At 67.5% G+C, this 16,442-nt stretch carries 16 protein-coding genes; 10 read left to right on the forward strand and 6 right to left on the reverse strand.

Translation table 11 applies throughout. The features are described from left to right. Positions 1-7 precede the first annotated feature (7 nt). From AC5LXK_RS29215 to AC5LXK_RS29235, 5 genes are all read right to left on the reverse strand, one after another. Entirely contained in the window at positions 8-1,978 is a 1,971-nt protein-coding gene (locus tag AC5LXK_RS29215; protein ID WP_493392117.1) for an arylsulfatase, read from the reverse strand. 136 nt (positions 1,979-2,114) lie between these two features. Beyond that, a complete protein-coding gene (locus AC5LXK_RS29220) occupies positions 2,115-2,834 on the reverse strand; it encodes an SDR family oxidoreductase (protein ID WP_493392118.1) in 720 nt (239 codons plus the stop codon). A 148-nt stretch (positions 2,835-2,982) separates the two neighbouring features. Then, on the reverse strand, positions 2,983-4,290 hold the full coding sequence (locus AC5LXK_RS29225) for an MFS transporter (protein WP_493392119.1): 1,308 nt from the start codon (positions 4,288-4,290) through the stop codon (positions 2,983-2,985). Between the two features lie 169 nt (positions 4,291-4,459). After that, complete coding sequence (locus AC5LXK_RS29230) at positions 4,460-5,353, reverse strand: DMT family transporter (protein ID WP_493392120.1); 894 nt, start codon at positions 5,351-5,353, stop codon at positions 4,460-4,462. A gap of 222 nt (positions 5,354-5,575) precedes the next feature. Next, entirely contained in the window at positions 5,576-6,532 is a 957-nt protein-coding gene (locus AC5LXK_RS29235; RefSeq protein WP_493392121.1) for a LysR substrate-binding domain-containing protein, read from the reverse strand. Positions 6,533-6,659: 127 nt separating this feature from the next. On the opposite strand from AC5LXK_RS29235, the gene AC5LXK_RS29240 reads away from it, so the two are divergent. From AC5LXK_RS29240 to groL, 3 genes are all read left to right on the forward strand, one after another. Beyond that, complete coding sequence (locus tag AC5LXK_RS29240; protein WP_493392122.1) at positions 6,660-7,679, forward strand: zinc-dependent alcohol dehydrogenase family protein; 1,020 nt, start codon at positions 6,660-6,662, stop codon at positions 7,677-7,679. Positions 7,680-7,872: 193 nt separating this feature from the next. After that, a complete protein-coding gene (locus AC5LXK_RS29245; RefSeq protein ID WP_011356207.1) occupies positions 7,873-8,163 on the forward strand; it encodes a co-chaperone GroES in 291 nt (96 codons plus the stop codon). Positions 8,164-8,175: 12 nt separating this feature from the next. Then, on the forward strand, positions 8,176-9,816 hold the full coding sequence (gene groL, locus AC5LXK_RS29250) for a chaperonin GroEL (protein ID WP_493392123.1): 1,641 nt from the start codon (positions 8,176-8,178) through the stop codon (positions 9,814-9,816). A gap of 121 nt (positions 9,817-9,937) precedes the next feature. On the opposite strand, the gene AC5LXK_RS29255 is transcribed toward groL, so the two are convergent. After that, the gene (locus AC5LXK_RS29255; protein ID WP_493392124.1) at positions 9,938-10,852 is read right to left on the reverse strand and encodes a LysR family transcriptional regulator; all 915 of its coding nucleotides are present in this window, start codon (positions 10,850-10,852) and stop codon (positions 9,938-9,940) included. 171 nt (positions 10,853-11,023) lie between these two features. Between AC5LXK_RS29255 and AC5LXK_RS29260 the strand changes: the two genes are divergently transcribed. The 7 genes from AC5LXK_RS29260 (at position 11,024) to AC5LXK_RS29290 (ending at position 16,388) form a co-directional block, all read left to right on the forward strand. Next, positions 11,024-12,382, forward strand: coding sequence for a nucleobase:cation symporter-2 family protein (locus AC5LXK_RS29260; RefSeq protein WP_493392125.1), 1,359 nt, complete (start codon positions 11,024-11,026; stop codon positions 12,380-12,382). A gap of 40 nt (positions 12,383-12,422) precedes the next feature. Beyond that, on the forward strand, positions 12,423-12,932 hold the full coding sequence (locus tag AC5LXK_RS29265; RefSeq protein ID WP_493392126.1) for a nucleoside deaminase: 510 nt from the start codon (positions 12,423-12,425) through the stop codon (positions 12,930-12,932). A gap of 8 nt (positions 12,933-12,940) precedes the next feature. Further along, complete coding sequence (locus AC5LXK_RS29270) at positions 12,941-13,297, forward strand: hydroxyisourate hydrolase (protein WP_493392127.1); 357 nt, start codon at positions 12,941-12,943, stop codon at positions 13,295-13,297. Positions 13,298-13,408: 111 nt separating this feature from the next. Next, positions 13,409-14,023 (forward strand): LysE family translocator, encoded by a 615-nt coding sequence (locus tag AC5LXK_RS29275; RefSeq protein WP_493392128.1) that lies wholly within the window; start codon positions 13,409-13,411, stop codon positions 14,021-14,023. 39 nt (positions 14,024-14,062) lie between these two features. Further along, positions 14,063-15,355: a hypothetical protein gene (locus tag AC5LXK_RS29280; RefSeq protein ID WP_493392129.1), complete on the forward strand. Its 1,293-nt coding sequence runs from the start codon at positions 14,063-14,065 to the stop codon at positions 15,353-15,355. A gap of 384 nt (positions 15,356-15,739) precedes the next feature. Further along, positions 15,740-16,111, forward strand: coding sequence for a DUF6697 family protein (locus tag AC5LXK_RS29285; protein WP_493392130.1), 372 nt, complete (start codon positions 15,740-15,742; stop codon positions 16,109-16,111). Between the two features lie 58 nt (positions 16,112-16,169). Continuing rightward, positions 16,170-16,388, forward strand: coding sequence for a hypothetical protein (locus AC5LXK_RS29290; protein WP_493392131.1), 219 nt, complete (start codon positions 16,170-16,172; stop codon positions 16,386-16,388). The last annotated feature ends 54 nt before the right edge of the window (positions 16,389-16,442 follow it).

The raw sequence follows: 16,442 nt of genomic DNA on the forward strand, positions 1-16,442 counted from the left end.
CCCGGTATCAGTAGTAGCCGCGCGGACGCAGCGGCTCGACGCCGCCGACGTTGCTCATGTAGGCCTTCCACTGGTCAACGAGCGTACCGATCACCGACGGGTTCTGCGCGGACACGTCGGTCGTCTCGCCGCGATCCGACGCGAGGTCGTACAACTGCCAGTGACCGTCGACCGGCCCGAGCGGCGGCTCGGTCCACAGTGCCTTCCAGCGGCCGTCGGCGCTGCGCAGGTAAGCGCGGCCGTACGCTTCGTCGCCGAACGGCGCCGTATGCACTTCGCCCGTCGCCGAGCCCGTGAGCACCGGCAGCAGCGACTGGCCCGTGACCGGATACACGTAGCGGTTGTTGTAGACCACCTTGCCCTTGTTCTGGTCGACGCCCGTCAGCGTGTTGACGAGCGGCGGCGCCGGCTGCGACGGCGGCGTGACGCCCGCTACCGCGAGGAACGTCGCCGTGTTGTCGGTCACGTGCGTGAATGCGCGCAGCGTCGGCAACGGCTGCGACTGCCCCGGCAACCGCACGATCGTCGGCGTCGATACGCCGCCTTCGGCCGAATAGCCCTTCGTGAGCCGGAACGGCGACGCGCTCACTTCGGCCCAGCGCAGCCCGTACTGCAGGCGCTGCGCGTTCTGCTTGCCGTTGTCGGTGCCGAGCGTCGAATAGATCGGCTCCTGCCCGTTCGCGGTATCGGTCGCGGTCGGGTCCGCGCCGCCGTCGATCGGCCAGCCTTCCGCGCCGTTGTCCGACTGGAACATGATGAACGTGTTGTCGTATTCGCCGATGTCCTTCAGGTGCTGGATCAGCAGGCCGATGTTGTAGTCGAGGTTCTCGACCATTCCCGCATAAATCTCCATGTAGCGCGCCTGCGCTTTGCGCTCGGCCGGCGACAGGCTCGACCACAGCTTGTCGACCTTGCCGGGGCCGTAGTCGCCGTACCCGTCCGCGGCCGAATGCACGGCGCTCACGTATTTCGCGTTCGCGGTGCCGTTGTTCGCGGTGGCGGGCGACGCGACCGTCGTCTCGGGCAGGCCGTCGAACGGCCTGAAGTCGGCCGGAATCAGGCCGAGTGCCTTCTGTCGTGCGATCCGCGCGTTGCGGATCGCGTCGTAGCCGGCGTCGTACACGCCCGCATATTTGTGCAGCCACGGATCGGGCACCTGCAGCGGCCAGTGCGGCGACGTGTACGCCGCGTACGCGAAGAACGGCTTGCCGTCGCGCTTGTTCGAATCGATGTACGAGATCAGCTTCTGCGTATAGAAGTCGGTCGAATAGAACACGGCCGGGCTGCCGCCCGTGCCGCCCGGCTGCCCGGGCTGGCCTGGCTGCACGTAACGGCCGTCTTCCGTGTAGTTCGACGAGCCGGCCGGCTCGTGCGCGAAGTGGTTCGTCGCCGCGCCGCCCAGCAGCACGTAGCTGCGTTCGAAGCCCCACTGGTCGGGCGTCTGGCCGCTGCCCGTCGCACTGCCGACGATCCCCGAGCCGATGTGCCACTTGCCCGCGATATACGTGTGATAGCCGGCGTCCTTCAGCAGTTGCGCGAACGACAGCGCGCGATCGTTCAGGTAGCCCTCGTAGCCGGGCAGCCCGCGCCGCTCGTCGGTCGGCACGCCCATCGTGCCTTCGCCGACGAGGTGGTGATCGGTGCCCGACACCAGCATTGCCCGCGTGATCGCGCAGACAGTGCCCGTGTGATGGTTCGACAGGATGCGGCCCGACGCGACGAGCGCATCGAGGTTGGGCGTGTTGATCTCGCCGCCGAACGCATGGATGTCGGAATAGCCGAGATCGTCGGCCATGATGTACAGGATGTTCGGGCGTTTCGCGGCCTGGGTCGGCGTCGGAGCCGGCGTGACGTCGGCCTGGGACGACGGCGCATCGCTGTCGACGCCGCCGCACGACGCCAGCGACACCGCGCCGGCGATCGCGGCGCAGACGACACGGAAACGGAAAGCATGCAACGGCGCAGCGGACTTTTTCATTATTGTTGACGCTCGATCTGAGGGATCGGCGATCTTAGCGTCGCCCGCGCGGCGCCCAAAGTCGGATTCGTCACATGCTAACGGGGTGCGGGAATATGCGATGCGCGCCGTTCGCCACGCACCGCGCCGACGCGTGTCAGCTGCGCCCGCCGAGGCTGCCGCCGCCGTCCACCGACAGCACCTGCCCGGTGACGAAGCCGGCTTCGTCGGACAAGAAGAACGCAATCGCGGCCGCGACGTCGTCGGCCGTCCCGAGCCGGCGCGCGGGGATCGTCGCGAGCACCTTGCGCTCGGCTTCGCTGCCGACCGGCCGCGTCTGGCGGAACAGTTCCGTCTCGATCGGGCCGGGTGCCACCGCGTTGACGGTCACGCCATGCTCGGCGAGTTCGAGCGCCCACGTGCGCGTGCAACCGACGAGCGCATTCTTCGCGGCCGAATACGCTGTGCGATCGAGGCTGCCGAAAATCGCGCGGCTGCAGATGTTGACGATGCGCCCGTACCCGCGCGTCTTCATCGCATCGGCAAAGTGCTGCGTGACCTGGATCGCGGCCCGCACGTTGAGATCGAACACGGTCTGCAACGACTGGAAATCGATCTTCCCGAGCGGCTGCGGCAACACGATGCCTGCATTGTTGACGATGCCGTCGACGTCGTGACGTTCGCCGATCTGCGCAAGTACTTCGGCCGTCCGCTCGATGTCGGCCAGATCGCATGCGAGCAGTTCGCCGGGGAAGTCGACGCCCTGCGCGTGCCGCGCAAGGCCGATGACGCGATGGCCGCGTCGGGCGAGCGTGGCGCTGATCGCGAGGCCGATGCCGCGCGATGCGCCGGTGACGAGGTAGGTGCGGGATGACATGGGCGAGCCTTTGACGAGAAGTCCGGAAACGGCGCGCCGCGCCGGTGGTCACCCGGCGCGCGCGTGCTCCGCCCGATTGTGCCGCAGCGACGTAAAACACGTACGGCCGTCGCCCGCTACCCGTCCACCTAGCGCACACGCCAGCCGCTCAGCCGGCCCGCCCCGCCGCGACCGGCATCGTGCGCCGCGACGCGATCCGCAACGCGAGCACGCCGCCCGCCAGCAACGCGACCGCGACGAGCAGCAGCGCGAGATCGTACGAATGCGTGACGTCCTTGATCCGCCCCATCACCGGCGGCAGCGCGAGCCCCGCGATGTTCGCGACCGCGTTGATCAGCGCGATCGACGCGGCAGCCGTAAGGCCCGACACGTATTCCGTCGTCACGGCCCAGAACACCGGTGTCGCGGCCCAGTTGAAGCCGACCGCGAGCACGAGCAGCGCATACGCGACCGGCAGCGCCGGCGTATAGATCGCCGCGACCAGCAGCGCACCGGCAAGCAGCATCGGCACGCCGAGGTGCAGCGCCCGTTCGCCGCCGAGATCCGAATGGCGGCCGTTCACGTACATCGCGACGCACGCGAACAGGAACGGCAGCGCGGACAGGCTGCCGACCGCGAAGCTCGACTGCCCCGACAGGCTCTTCACGAGCAGCGGCAGGAACAGCGTGAGGCCGATCGTGCCGAACGCCTGCAGCAGCCAGAATGCGGCGAGCGCCCACACCTTGCCGTCGCCGAACGCACGCCGCAGCGCGGCGCCGTGCGACAGGTGCTCGCGCGGCGCGCTGTCGCGCAGCGTCGCTTCGAGCCACGCACGCTCGTCGGCCGGCAGCCAGCGCGCATGCGCGGGCGTATCGGGCAGGCGGCGCAGCACGACGAACCCGAGCAGCAGCGCGGGCACGCCTTCGAGCAGGAACAGCCAGCGCCAGCCTTCGATGCCGAGCACGCCGTTCAGGTTCAGCAGCGCGCCGGACAGCGGCAGCCCGATCACGGAGGCGAGGGTCGCGCCGATATAGAAGAACGACATCGCGCGCGCCCGGTCGCTCTGCGGATACCACGCGGACAGGTAGTAGATGATCCCGGGCGTGAAACCGGCTTCGGCCGCGCCGAGCAGCAGGCGCATCGCGTAAAGCTGCCCCGGCGTGTGAACGGCGCTCATCGCGGCCGCGACGATGCCCCACGTGATCATGATCCGCGCGATCCAGCGGCGTGCGCCGACCCGTGCGAGGAACAGGTTGCTCGGTACTTCGAACAGGATGTAGGTCACGTAGAACAGCCCCGCGCCGAGGCCGTACATTCCGGCGCTCAGGCCGAGATCGGCGTTCATCTGCAACGCCGCGACCGAGATGTTCGAGCGGTCGATGTACGCGACGAGGTACAGCAGCATCAGGAACGGGATCAGACGCAGGTTCAGGCGCCGCATCGTCGCGGCGTGCAGCTGCGGGGCGGCAGCGGTCATCGGCATGTCTCCAGCGTCTCGCAGGACGGTACGGATGCCGCGCACGGTGCGCGGCATCGTCGCGCCGCGTGAGGCGCGGCGTCATGCAGGCCAGTCTAGGAGCCGCGTGAAATTCGCGTCAATTACCGGGACACCTTCTCGATATGTGAGACGCGAACGGCGCCTGGGTTCAGTAGCGCATCACGAGAAGCAGCCCGGCCGCCGCCAGCGCCATGCCCGGCCACGCGAGCGCGCCGATCGTCTCGCCGAGCACCACCAGCGCGATCAACGCGGTCGCGGGCGGAACCAGGAAAAACAGCGCCGACACGCGCGACGCCTCGCCGTATCGCACCATCGCGAGCAGCAGCGAGATCGCGATCAGCGAGTTGCAGATGACGAGGTAGGCAAGCGAACCGGCGAGGCCGGCCGTCCATTCCACGTGCATCGGTTCGAGCGCGAACGCGAGCGGCGCGGTGACGGCGAGGCCGACCGAGTACTGCACGAGGTTCGCGGTGACCGGATGCACGTCGGTGCCGAAGCGTTTTTCCCACAGCGTTCCGCCGGTGATGCACGCGAGCGCAAGCAGCGCGAACGCGAGTGCCCACGGCGAAGCGATATCGACCGACGAGCGCGCGAGGATCACCAGCACCGCCCCTGCCGCGCCGAGCGCGAGCCCGAGCCAGCGCAGCGCGCCGACGCGTTCGCCGGCGATCATCGGCGCGAGCAGCCCGACGAGGATCGGCTGCTGCGACGTGACGAGCGCGACGGCGCCGGCCGACATGCCGAGCTTCAGGCTCAGGTACGTGAACGCGAAATAGCCGGCCTGCAGCAACAGGCCGACCACGGCGAGGTTGCGCCATTCGCGCGGCGTGCGCGGCAACGCGGGACGCAGCCACAGGAACGGGCCGGCGAGCACCGCGACCACGCACGCATAGCGCAGCGCAAGAAACGTGAGCGGATCGGCATAGCGCAGGCCGAGCTTCAGGAACACGAAGCCGCTGGCCCACAGCAGCAGGAACAGCGCTGGCGCGATGCGCAGCCAGCCGGGTTGCCGCGTGGCCATCGGGCGATCGAGCGCGGTCATGCGCGGTTGCCCTGCGGAGCCTGACGAGCGTCCGCTCCGTTCGCGCCGGGGTCGCGTGCGGGCCCGCGCATCATCGACGAATCAGGTGATACACGACGTTGATCACGGTCACGACGATCCCGATGACGATCAAGACCTGCAGCTTCCTGTTCATGACAGCGTGCCCCCGCCTGTGCGTTGTGCGGGTGATCATACGCCGCGTCGACCGAACGTGCGGTGTCGCTACGGAGCGCGCGCTGCGCGGCGCGGCGGCACGCGCTCGCCGTCGGCGTCATCGGACGCCAGCATGGACGGAATCTCGTCGACCAGCGTGTCGATGACCACACGCAGCTTCGACGGCACATGGCGCGACGCCGGTCGCACCGCGTACACCTCGGCACCCGACACGCTGTCGCTGTCCATCACGAGCGCGAGACGGCCGTCGCGCACATACGGCGCCATCAGCCAGCACGGCAGCCATGCGAGGCCCGCACCGGCGGCAGCCGCATCGGCGATCGCCTGCAGGTCGTCGAATCGCAGGCGGCCGGCCGTGCGATGGTCGTGCACCGCGCCGTCCGTGCCGATGATCCGCCACGGCGTCGGCTGCCCGCCGCGCGAGTACGCGATGCCGACGTGCGATGCGAGTTCGTCGAGCCCCGACGGCCGGCCGTGGCGATCGAGATACGCGTGCGACGCGCAGATGCCCATGCGCTGCACGCCCAGCTTCCGGCCGACGAGCGCGCTCGTGTCGGCCAGCTCGCCGATGCGCACCGCGAGGTCGAAGCCGTCGTTGACCAGGTCGGCCACGCGGTCGCTGAACGACACGTCGATCTCGAGCCGCGGATACCGCTCGACGAGGCGCCGCACGACGGGCGCCACGCACTGCCGCCCGAACAGCACGGGCACGCTGATGCGCACGCGCCCGGCCGGCTCGCGGCGGCCCGCGTCGAGTGCGGCCTCCGTCTCGCCGAGTTCGGCCAGCAGCCGCCTGCACTGCTCGTAATAGACGAGCCCTTCGTCGGTCAGGCCGAGCTGGCGCGTCGTGCGCTGCAGCAGCCGTGCACCGAGCCGGTGTTCGAGCCGCGCGACGATCTTCGCGACGGCCGAGCGCGTCATGCCGAGACGCAGCGCCGCCGCCGCGAAGCTGCCCGATTCCACCACGTCGACAAATTCGGCGACGCCCCTCAGCCGCTCGTCCATGCAGTTCCGCTCCGGTGGGATGACTGGTTTGTGTCCACACAGGCGACAATCGTTGGCCGAATTCTCGCCAATGCGTCCACCCGCGCAACACTATGATAGTCCGGACTATCTCGAAAAAGGAGCGCACATGCATGCATGGCAAGTCAAACCCGGCGACGGCATGGCCGGGCTCCGGCGCATCGATGCGACGCCGCGCGCGGTCGGGCCGACCGACGTCGTCGTGAAGATCCACTCGGCCGCGCTGAACTATCGCGACCTGATGTTCGCGCGCGGCGACTATCTCGGCATCGGCACCGCCCCGCTGATTCCGGTCGCCGACGGCGCCGGCGAAGTCGTCGAAACCGGCCGCGACGTCACGCGCTTCAAGCCGGGCGATCGCGTGATCAACACGTATTTCCCGCGCTGGATCGACGGGCCGGCCACGCCGCAGAAAGTCTCGGGGTCGGCCGGCTCGCATTTCGACGGCGTGCTCGCCGAACGCTTCGTGTCCGACGAGGCGGCGCTGGTCGCGATTCCCGCGCATCTCGACTACGACGCGGCGGCGACGCTGTCGTGCGCGGGCATCACCGCATGGAACGCGCTGTTCGTCGACGGCGGACTCGGGCCGGGCGCGACCGTCGTGCTGCTCGGCACGGGCGGCGTGTCGATCATTGCGCTGCAGCTCGCGCGTGCGGCCGGGCTGCGCACGATCGTGACCTCGTCGAGCGATGCGAAGCTCGAACGCGCCCGCGCACTCGGTGCGGACGCAACGATCAACTATCGCGCAACGCCGGAATGGCAGCACGAGGTGCTGCGGCTCACCGACGGGGCGGGTGCGGATCTGGTCGTCGAAGTGGGCGGCCGCGATACGCTGCCGCGCTCGGTCGCCGCGACGAAGATGGGCGGCATCGTGTCGGTGATCGGCGGCCTCAGCAGCTTCGGCGGCCCGGAACTCGGGCTGCTGTCGCTGATCGGCGGCTTCCGGAGACTGCACGGGCTCATGGTCGGCAGCCGTGCGATGCTCGACGACGTCGTGCGGCTCGTCGATGCAATGCGGATCGAGCCGGTGGTCGATCGCGTGTTCGGTTTCGACGAGGCGCCGCAGGCGTATGCGTACCTGGAGTCGGGGCAGCATTTCGGCAAGGTCGTGATTCGCGTCGCTTCGTAATGGATGAAGGCGGCACACGCCGCCTTCTCCTGCATCTTTCATCTCTCCTCCCCGCCCGCTCGTCCAAAGCGCATTCGCGCAAATGCTTTTCCGAATCCGTTATTGGATCGCGCCGCCGCTCATTTTTATACTCGTCAGCACTCTCTGTTAAAGAGTGCCAGCCAATTTCGACAGATCAGCACAGGACGAACAAATGAGCCTACGCCCCTTGCACGACCGCGTGATCGTGAAGCGACTCGACCAGGAAACCACCACCGCGTCGGGCATCGTGATTCCCGACAGCGCCGCCGAAAAGCCCGACCAGGGCGAAGTGATCGCCGTCGGCCCCGGCCGCAAGGATGCGGACGGCCAGCGCATCGTGCCCGACCTGCAGGTCGGCGAGCGCGTGCTGTTCGGCAAGTACGCGGGGCAGGCCGTCAAGGTGGACGGCAACGAGTTTCTCGTGCTGCGCGAAGAAGACATCGTCGCGGTCGTCAATCAATAACGGAGCGCAATCATGGCAGCCAAGGAAATCATTTTCAGCGACGTCGCACGGTCGAAACTGACCGAAGGCGTGAACATTCTCGCGAACGCAGTGAAGGTCACGCTCGGGCCGAAGGGCCGCAACGTCGTGCTCGAACGCAGCTTCGGCTCGCCCGTCGTCACGAAGGACGGGGTATCGGTCGCGAAGGAAATCGAACTCGCGGACAAGCTGCAGAACATCGGCGCGCAGCTCGTGAAGGAAGTCGCGTCGCGCACCAGCGACGCAGCCGGCGACGGCACGACGACGGCCACCGTGCTCGCCCAGGCGATCGTCCGCGAAGGCCAGAAGTACGTGGCGGCCGGGCTCAACCCGCTCGACCTGAAGCGCGGCATCGACAAGGCCGTCGCGTCGGCCGTCGACGAGCTGAAGAAGATCAGCCGGCCGACCACCACGAGCAAGGAAATCGCGCAGGTCGCGACGATCTCCGCGAACGGCGAGGAATCGATCGGCCAGCGCATCGCTGAAGCGATCGACCGCGTCGGCAAGGAAGGCGTGATCACCGTCGAGGACGGCAAGTCGCTTGCCGACGAGCTCGACGTCGTCGAAGGGCTGCAGTTCGACCGCGGCTACCTGTCGCCGTACTTCATCAACAATCCCGACAAGCAGATCGCCGAGATCGAAAGCCCGTACATCCTGCTGCACGACAAGAAGATCTCGAACATCCGCGACCTGCTGCCGGTGCTCGAACAGGTCGCGAAGTCGGGCCGCCCGCTGCTGATCATCGCGGAGGACGTCGAAGGCGAAGCGCTCGCGACGCTCGTCGTGAACAACATCCGCGGGATCCTGAAAACGGTCGCGGTCAAGGCGCCGGGCTTCGGCGATCGTCGCAAGGCGCTGCTCGAGGACATCGCGATCCTCACCGGCGGCCAGGTGATCGCCGAGGAAACGGGCCTCACGCTCGAGAAGGCGACGCTCGCCGAGCTCGGCCAGGCGAAGCGCATCGAGGTCGGCAAGGAAAACACGACCGTGATCGACGGCGCGGGCGATGCGAAGAACATCGAGGCGCGCGTGAAGCAGATCCGCGTGCAGATCGACGAAGCGACGTCGGACTACGACCGTGAAAAGCTGCAGGAACGCGTCGCGAAGCTCGCGGGCGGCGTCGCGGTGATCAAGGTCGGCGGCGCGACCGAAATCGAGGTGAAGGAGAAGAAGGATCGCGTCGACGACGCGCTGCACGCCACGCGCGCGGCCGTCGAGGAAGGCATCGTGCCGGGCGGCGGCGTCGCGCTGATCCGCGTGCGGCAGGCGATCCGCGAACTGAAGGGCGTGAACGCCGATCAGGATGCGGGCATCAAGATCGTGCTGCGCGCGCTCGAGGAACCGCTGCGCCAGATCGTCACGAATGCGGGCGAGGAAGCGAGCGTCGTCGTCGCGAAGGTCGCGGAAGGTTCGGGCAACTTCGGGTACAACGCGCAGACGGGCGAGTACGGCGATCTCGTCGAATCTGGCGTGCTCGATCCGACCAAGGTCACGCGCACGGCGCTGCAGAACGCGGCGTCGGTGGCCGGGCTGCTGCTGACGACCGATGCGACTGTGTTCGAAGCGCCGAAGGATGCGGCGCCGACCGCCGCGCCGGGCGGCCCGGGTGCGGGCGGGCCGGGCTTCGATTTCTGAAGTTGGCCTGCGCGCGCCGGTTCGCCGGCGTGCGTGAGGTCTTACCGGAACATGCAACGCGTGGCGACGGAAGTCGTCACGCGTTTTTTCTTGCCGCAACGCCGCTCACGCACGGCGCCCGCTACCACGTCGTCGCATTTCCGCCGCGATCCAGTTCAAACACCTTGTGCGCCTGCATCCGCCGCTTGAGCCACGTGCCGGCCTTGCCGAGCACGCGCGCCTTCGGCCAGATCAGGTCGACGCCGACCAGCCAGTCGGTATGCGGATACGCGGCCAGCTGCAGCTCGACGAGTTCGCCCGACTCCAGTTCACGCAGGATCAGTTGCCGCGGCAGCGTCGTCCATCCGAGCCCCGCGCGCACCATTTCCAGTAACGCCAGATAGCTTTCCGCCTGCCAGCAGCGCGCCGAATCGAGATACTCGGTGCTCGGCAGCGTGTTGTTGTGCGCGCTGAAAGCGAGCCGGCGATGCGAGCGCAGCTCGGCAAAGCTCACGTTGTCCTCGCGCGCGAGCGGATGATCGCGACGTGCCACGTGCGCAAGGATCAGCTTGCCCATCTGCGCGAAGCCGAGATCGCGCGGATACGCGGGCTGCGCGAATGCGATGCCCAGATCCGCCTCGTCTTTCAGCAGCAGATCCGCCACATCGCCATGAAACGGATGACGGATGTCGAGATCGACATTCGGGAATTGCGCCGAGAAATCGACGATCGCCGGCATCAGCGTGTTGTACGGCACCTCGATCGCGAGCGTCAGCCGAGGCTCGACCAGATCGCCCAGATCGTTCGCATGCGACTCCAGATCGAGACAGCGCTCCAGCACCAGCTCGACCTCGTTGAGCAGCTTGCGGCCGGCCGGTGTGAGCGCGGGCAGCTTGCTGGTGCGATCGAACAGCGGCAGGCCCCAGTCGACCTCCAGGTTCGCGATCGCGAGGCTGATGGTCGACTGCGTCTTGCCGAGACTGCGCGCCGCCGCGGAAAACGACCCCGTCTTCACGACGCGGGCAAACATCTCGAGCTGCTCGAGCGAATAGCGCATGGCGCGTCCCCGACCTATTGAAAAAACCGATGGATATTCATTTGGTGACCCGGCAGGCGTGATGGATTATGGCGCACCGACCAACACGCAGCCAGCCGTCTCCGGGCAGGGAATTCCCTTGGATCCGGCAGCACGGCCGCCCGGTTCGATACAAGAAACAGGAGACGACGCATGAGCAAGCAAGGAACGCATCCGGTCGACGAGATCCTGCCGCTACGGCAGCTTGCGAGTTACGGACTGCAGCACGTACTGGTGATGTATGCCGGCGCGGTGGCCGTCCCGCTGATCCTCGGCAGCGCGCTGGGGCTGTCGCAGCAGCAGATGGTCCTGCTGATCAACGCCAACCTGCTGACTTCCGGCATCGCGACGCTGATCCAGACGATCGGCGCCTGGAAATTCGGCGCGCGGCTGCCGCTGATCCAGGGCTGTTCGTTCATCGCCATCGCGCCGATGATCATGATCGGCAAGCAGTACGGCATCGCAAGCGTATTCGGCGCGGTGATCGCCGCGGGCGCGTTGACCGTCGTCATCGCCCCGGTCTTCAGCCGGCTGCTGCGCTTCTTTCCGCCGGTCGTCATCGGCAGCCTGATCACGATCATCGGGGTATCGCTGATGCCGGCGGCCGCGATCTGGCTCGGCGGCGGCAACCCCGACGCGCCCGGCTTCGGCTCCGTCGCGAACCTGCTGCTCGGCTTCGCGACGGTCGCGATCACGCTGTTCGTCTATGCGCGATTCCGCGGCTTCGTCGCCAACCTGTCGGTGCTGATCGGGCTGATCGTCGGCACCGTGATCGCCACCGCATGCGGCATGACGAGCTTCGCGCACGTCGGCGAAGCCGCATGGTTCGAGTTCAGCATGCCGTTCGCATTCGGCATGCCGCACTTCGCGGTGACGCCGATTCTCGTCATGGCGCTCGCGATGCTCGTCATCATGGCGGAGACGACCGGCAACGTGCTCGCGATCGGTACGATCATCGGCCGCCCGTCGTCGCAGACCACCCTCGGCAACGCGTTTCGCGCCGACGGGCTCTCTACGATGCTCGGCGGTATCTTCAACAGCTTTCCGTACAACGCATTCACGCAGAACACGGGCCTCATCGCGCTTTCGAACGTGAAGAGCCGCTACGTCGTCGCGTCGGCCGGCGTCATCATGATGCTCATGGGGCTGTTCCCGAAACTGGGCGCGCTGATCGCGTCGGTGCCGCGGCCCGTACTCGGCGGCTGCGCGATCGTGATGTTCGGCATGACGACCGTCGCGGGCATCCAGGAGCTCGCCCGCGTGAAATTCGACGGCACCCGCAACGCGATCATCGTGGCCGTTTCCGTCAGCGTCGGCGTGTTGCCGATGTCGCTCCCTGCCCTGTTCGGTCATGTGAGCGGCCCGGCCAGGCTGATTCTCGACAGCGGCATCTTCCTCGGCGCGCTGACCGCCATCGTGCTCAACGTGCTGCTCAACGGCACCCGGCACGAGGCCGACATCCACCACGCGGTACCGGCTGTCCCGGACGGCGCCGGCACGCAAACCCACTGACCCTCCTCATCCCGAACCTGAACCATACGGAGCACACACCATGCATATCGACACGACACCGGCACCCGCGAATCTCGGCGAACGCGACCTGGCGCTGCTGCGCGCCGCGATCGAACTCGCCGACGAATCGCGCCGGAACGGACGGCATCCGTTCGCGGCGATCGTGGCGGACGAACACGGCAACATCGTCGCGTCCGCAGGCAACAACTCGATGCCGCCCGAAGGCGATCCGACCCAGCACGCCGAGCTCGCCGCGGCGGCAAAGGCCGCGCGCCTGCTGTCGCCCGAACAGCTTGCGCGCTGCACGCTCTATACGAGCGCGGAGCCATGCTGCATGTGTGCAGGCGCGATCTACTGGTGCAATATCGGCCGGGTCGTCTACGCGCTGTCCGAACACCGGCTGCTCGGGCTGACCGGCGCGCATCCGGAGAACCCGACGTTCTCGCTGCCGTGCCGCGAGGTGTTCCTGCGCGGGCAACGACACGTCGAGGTCGTCGGACCGATCCTCGAGGACGAGGCGGCGCACTCTCACAGCGGCTTCTGGGCGTAGGCCGAGACATGTCCGGCATCTCGATTCATGTCGTGGACGTCGCGCGCGGCGTCGTCGCCGAAGGGCTCGTCGTCAGCGTGGAGCGTATCGGCCCGGCGAGCCGGGAACTGCTGTGCCGGGGCCGCATCGGCGCCAGCGGCTGCCTCGACGCGCTGGACTCGGTCGCCCTCGCCTGCGTGTCCGGCGTGTACGAAGTCACGCTCCGCGCCGGCGCGTGGTATCGCGATCGCGGGATGGCGGACGCCGAGCCGCCATTCCTCGGCGACGTCGTCTACCGGTTCGGCCTCGCGGACGCGGCACAGCACTATCACCTGCCGTTCAAGATGACGCCCTGGGGGCTGTCCTGCTTTCGCGGCGGGGCCTGAGCATCCGGCGCCGGCGATGCAACGCATGGCGGCCCGTGCCGCCGCGCGCGCGGCCGCTGCGCCGCGCTCGGGTAAGATGAAGACCCGTTCCGCCCAGCCGCCTCCCACGCCATGTCGACTACCCTCAACACCCTGCTGCCGCTCGCCGGCGTCCTGCTGCTGAGCGTCGCCAGTCCGGGCCCGAACTTCGTGATCGTCACCTCAACCGCCGTCGTGTCGCGTCGCGCGGGCGTGATGACGGGGCTCGGCCTCGCCGCCGCGTCCGGCACCTGGGCCGCGATCGCGATCGCCGGGCTGAGCCTGCTCGTGACCCATGTCGCGTGGGTCCACACCGCGCTGCGGCTCGCGGGCGCCGCCTACCTGATCTGGCTCGGCCTGAAAATGATCGTGACCGCGCGCAAGCCGCTGCCCGATTCCGCGCCGGCCGTTGCTTCCGACTGGAAGGCAGCGAAAAAGGGCTACGTCGTCAGCATGACGAACCCGAAATCCGTCGCGTTCTACGGCAGTATCTTCGCGCTGATGGTGCCGGCCCATGCATCGGCGTGGCTCGATCTCGCGGTCGTCGTGCTGTCGGTCGCGATCTCGGCCGCGTGGTATTGCACGATGGCGCTGCTTGCATCGCATCCGTCCGTGCGCCGGCTGCTGGTTCGGCGCAAAGCCGTGCTCGATACGACGGCCGGCCTGCTGCTGATGGGGGTGGGTGGCCGAATGCTTGTCGGACGTTGAGCCGCCGCACGCCCCTCGAACCTTCATCGCTCACTCACGATGCCGACCGCGCAAACCATCCTGGACGACTACGAACGCCTCGGCTGGGCCGGCAACGATCCGATGTCGCAGATGCTGGCACTGCGGCGCGACGCGCCGTCCGCACTCGCCGATCTCGTGATCGCGTCGTTCGACCGCACGTTTCCGCATGCGACGTTCCTCGATGCCGCACTCGACCTGATGGACGACACCGCATTCGAGAACGTGGCCGCCGAAGCATGGCGCAGGGTCCTGGAAGGCACGTGGAACGAGCGGCTCGCGGCGGTCCTGTCGAGCGTCGCGCTGCGGTCGCCGCAGGTGTTCGCCGGCCACTGGGACGCATTGCTCGACGTCGTCCTCACTCGGCAGTCGCCGCGCCTGTATCTCTCGGAACACGCGTGGCGAGCACTCGACGCGGCCACGATCGACATGTGGCGCCAGCGGCTTGCGGAAGCCCCTGCTCTTGACAACGCGACGCGCGAACGCGCCATCGCATTGCTTCATTCGCGACAACCGGAAGCCGTGCTCGACGCAGCGGCCCGGCTGTTTCCGGACGATCCGACGCAAGCCGCAAACTGGCTCATGTCCGCTGGCTACACGCAGGAGCACGGCACCCTGCGTGCGTTGCACGGCGATTCGCCGCTGCATGTCGACTTCGGACGAACCCTGCGCGCACCGACGCTCCGCGACATGCCGAAGTGGAAACGCGAGATCCAGGCGAATCATCCGACCTGGCAAGCGGGCGAAGCACCTCGGTCGAAGGCGCACTTCGGTGGCATGTCGTCGCATCGATGTGGCCTGTGCCACCAGCCGTTGCACCGGCTCGTGACGCTCCCGCAACCGGCCGAAGCGGGCATCGACAGCACGACACCCGTATCGTTCGACACCTGCCTGTCATGCCTCGGCTGGGAAAGCGACGGCCCGCTGCTCTACCGGCACGACGAATCGGGCCATGCAACCGCGCATCCGTCGCAACAACACGACGCCGCGATCGAGCCCGACTATCCGGCCGCGGCTTTCGTGGAAGCCGACATCGCACTCTTTGTCGCGCCCTCACGCTGGGCGTGGCAGGACTGGGGCGAGTCGAACGACCGTCAGAACCTGAGCCGCGTCGGCGGCCCGCCATCGTGGGTGCAATCCGCGTGGTATCCCGACTGCCCCGACTGCGGCCGCAAGATGCACTTCGCGATGCAGATCGATTCGAATCTTCCGCAAGTCGACGGCAGCGAATGGCTGTGGGGCAGCGGCGGTGCGAACTACACGTTCTGGTGCGCACCGTGCCGTACCAGCGCACATCTCTGGCAGTGCACGTAACAGGTCATTCGCCACCCTTTACGACCTTTTTACTTGCGCCCGCGAATACGTTCACTAGAATGGGTTCGCCATCCACCACCGAGCACGCGACATGCGTATCCGAAGTCCTCGCCCTCCGAGTTGCTTCTCTGCCTGACAGGTAGGACGCCTGCGTCTCCTTCCCGAGCCGCCGTCCTGCCGCCTGGCGGACGGTGCGCGCCGTAGTCATTCCCGTGCACGCCTGAACACGACGTCGAAGCGCTAACCGCGCATCGCGAAGCATGCGCTCGAGCGTGTGTGCACAGCACATCCCTTGCAACGACGCACGATCGATCCGCCGATCCGATCCATTTACTTTGCATACCTGATTTCATTCAGCGCAATTTCCGTTACCGGAGCCCGATCATGTTCGAGATCGACAAACAGTACACACGCGAATTCATCCACACCGCCTGCGGCGGGAGCAAGCAGGGGTTCCTGCCGACGAAGAACGGCAAGGTCGTGGCCGCCTGCCTGCGCACGGACCTCAACCCGCACGCCCCCGACGTGATCCTGTGCGACGGCAGCGCGTCGGCGCGCGCGGCCGGCAGGACGCTCGCCACGCAACACGGGTCGATTCCTGTGTTCATCAGGATGGCAACGGATGCGTACCGTTTCGTCGGCCAGTACGTCGTCATCGAATCGCTCACGGCGCCGCTCGACTGCGCGCCTTACGTGCGCAACAGCGGCTTCACGCCCGCGCAGATCTCGCGCGTGCTCAAGCTCAAGCGCAGCTGATGCGCCGGCGCGGCGCATCGCGCGCCGCGCATCCGTCGTCTTTCATACAGGAGCCATCATGCTTGGCCTGACGTTCTGGAAACACGTGATCGGTGCGCGGACCGATGCAAACCGCGACAACAGGGCATTGGCGCACGACCGGCACCGCCGCGTGTCGAGAACGCTCGTGCTGGGCAGCGCCGCGGTGGCGTTCGCGGCGATTGCGTTCGGCGCGCCGGTCGTCGGCATTTCGGTGTTTCTGCTGACGACGCTGCCGTTCGTGCTGTCGGGCACCTGAGAGCACCTGCAACGGGCCCGGTTCCAGCGGCGATCGATACGACATTTTAATACC

The organism is Burkholderia pulmonis (assembly GCF_984667975.1).

Bases quoted from the DNA above. Each gene is read 5' to 3' on its own strand.
- AC5LXK_RS29285 (WP_493392130.1), top strand. From the start codon at position 15,740: ATGTTCGAGATCGACAAACAGTACACACGCGAATTCATCCACACCGCC.
- AC5LXK_RS29265 (WP_493392126.1), top strand. From the start codon at position 12,423: ATGCATATCGACACGACACCGGCACCCGCGAATCTCGGCGAACGCGAC.
- AC5LXK_RS29215 (WP_493392117.1), bottom strand. From the start codon at position 1,978: ATGAAAAAGTCCGCTGCGCCGTTGCATGCTTTCCGTTTCCGTGTCGTC.
- AC5LXK_RS29230 (WP_493392120.1), bottom strand. From the start codon at position 5,353: ATGACCGCGCTCGATCGCCCGATGGCCACGCGGCAACCCGGCTGGCTG.
- AC5LXK_RS29235 (WP_493392121.1), bottom strand. From the start codon at position 6,532: ATGGACGAGCGGCTGAGGGGCGTCGCCGAATTTGTCGACGTGGTGGAA.
- AC5LXK_RS29280 (WP_493392129.1), top strand. From the start codon at position 14,063: ATGCCGACCGCGCAAACCATCCTGGACGACTACGAACGCCTCGGCTGG.
- AC5LXK_RS29255 (WP_493392124.1), bottom strand. From the start codon at position 10,852: ATGCGCTATTCGCTCGAGCAGCTCGAGATGTTTGCCCGCGTCGTGAAG.
- AC5LXK_RS29220 (WP_493392118.1), bottom strand. From the start codon at position 2,834: ATGTCATCCCGCACCTACCTCGTCACCGGCGCATCGCGCGGCATCGGC.
- AC5LXK_RS29225 (WP_493392119.1), bottom strand. From the start codon at position 4,290: ATGACCGCTGCCGCCCCGCAGCTGCACGCCGCGACGATGCGGCGCCTG.
- groL (WP_493392123.1), top strand. From the start codon at position 8,176: ATGGCAGCCAAGGAAATCATTTTCAGCGACGTCGCACGGTCGAAACTG.
- AC5LXK_RS29290 (WP_493392131.1), top strand. From the start codon at position 16,170: ATGCTTGGCCTGACGTTCTGGAAACACGTGATCGGTGCGCGGACCGAT.
- AC5LXK_RS29260 (WP_493392125.1), top strand. From the start codon at position 11,024: ATGAGCAAGCAAGGAACGCATCCGGTCGACGAGATCCTGCCGCTACGG.
- AC5LXK_RS29240 (WP_493392122.1), top strand. From the start codon at position 6,660: ATGCATGCATGGCAAGTCAAACCCGGCGACGGCATGGCCGGGCTCCGG.
- AC5LXK_RS29270 (WP_493392127.1), top strand. From the start codon at position 12,941: ATGTCCGGCATCTCGATTCATGTCGTGGACGTCGCGCGCGGCGTCGTC.
- AC5LXK_RS29245 (WP_011356207.1), top strand. From the start codon at position 7,873: ATGAGCCTACGCCCCTTGCACGACCGCGTGATCGTGAAGCGACTCGAC.
- AC5LXK_RS29275 (WP_493392128.1), top strand. From the start codon at position 13,409: ATGTCGACTACCCTCAACACCCTGCTGCCGCTCGCCGGCGTCCTGCTG.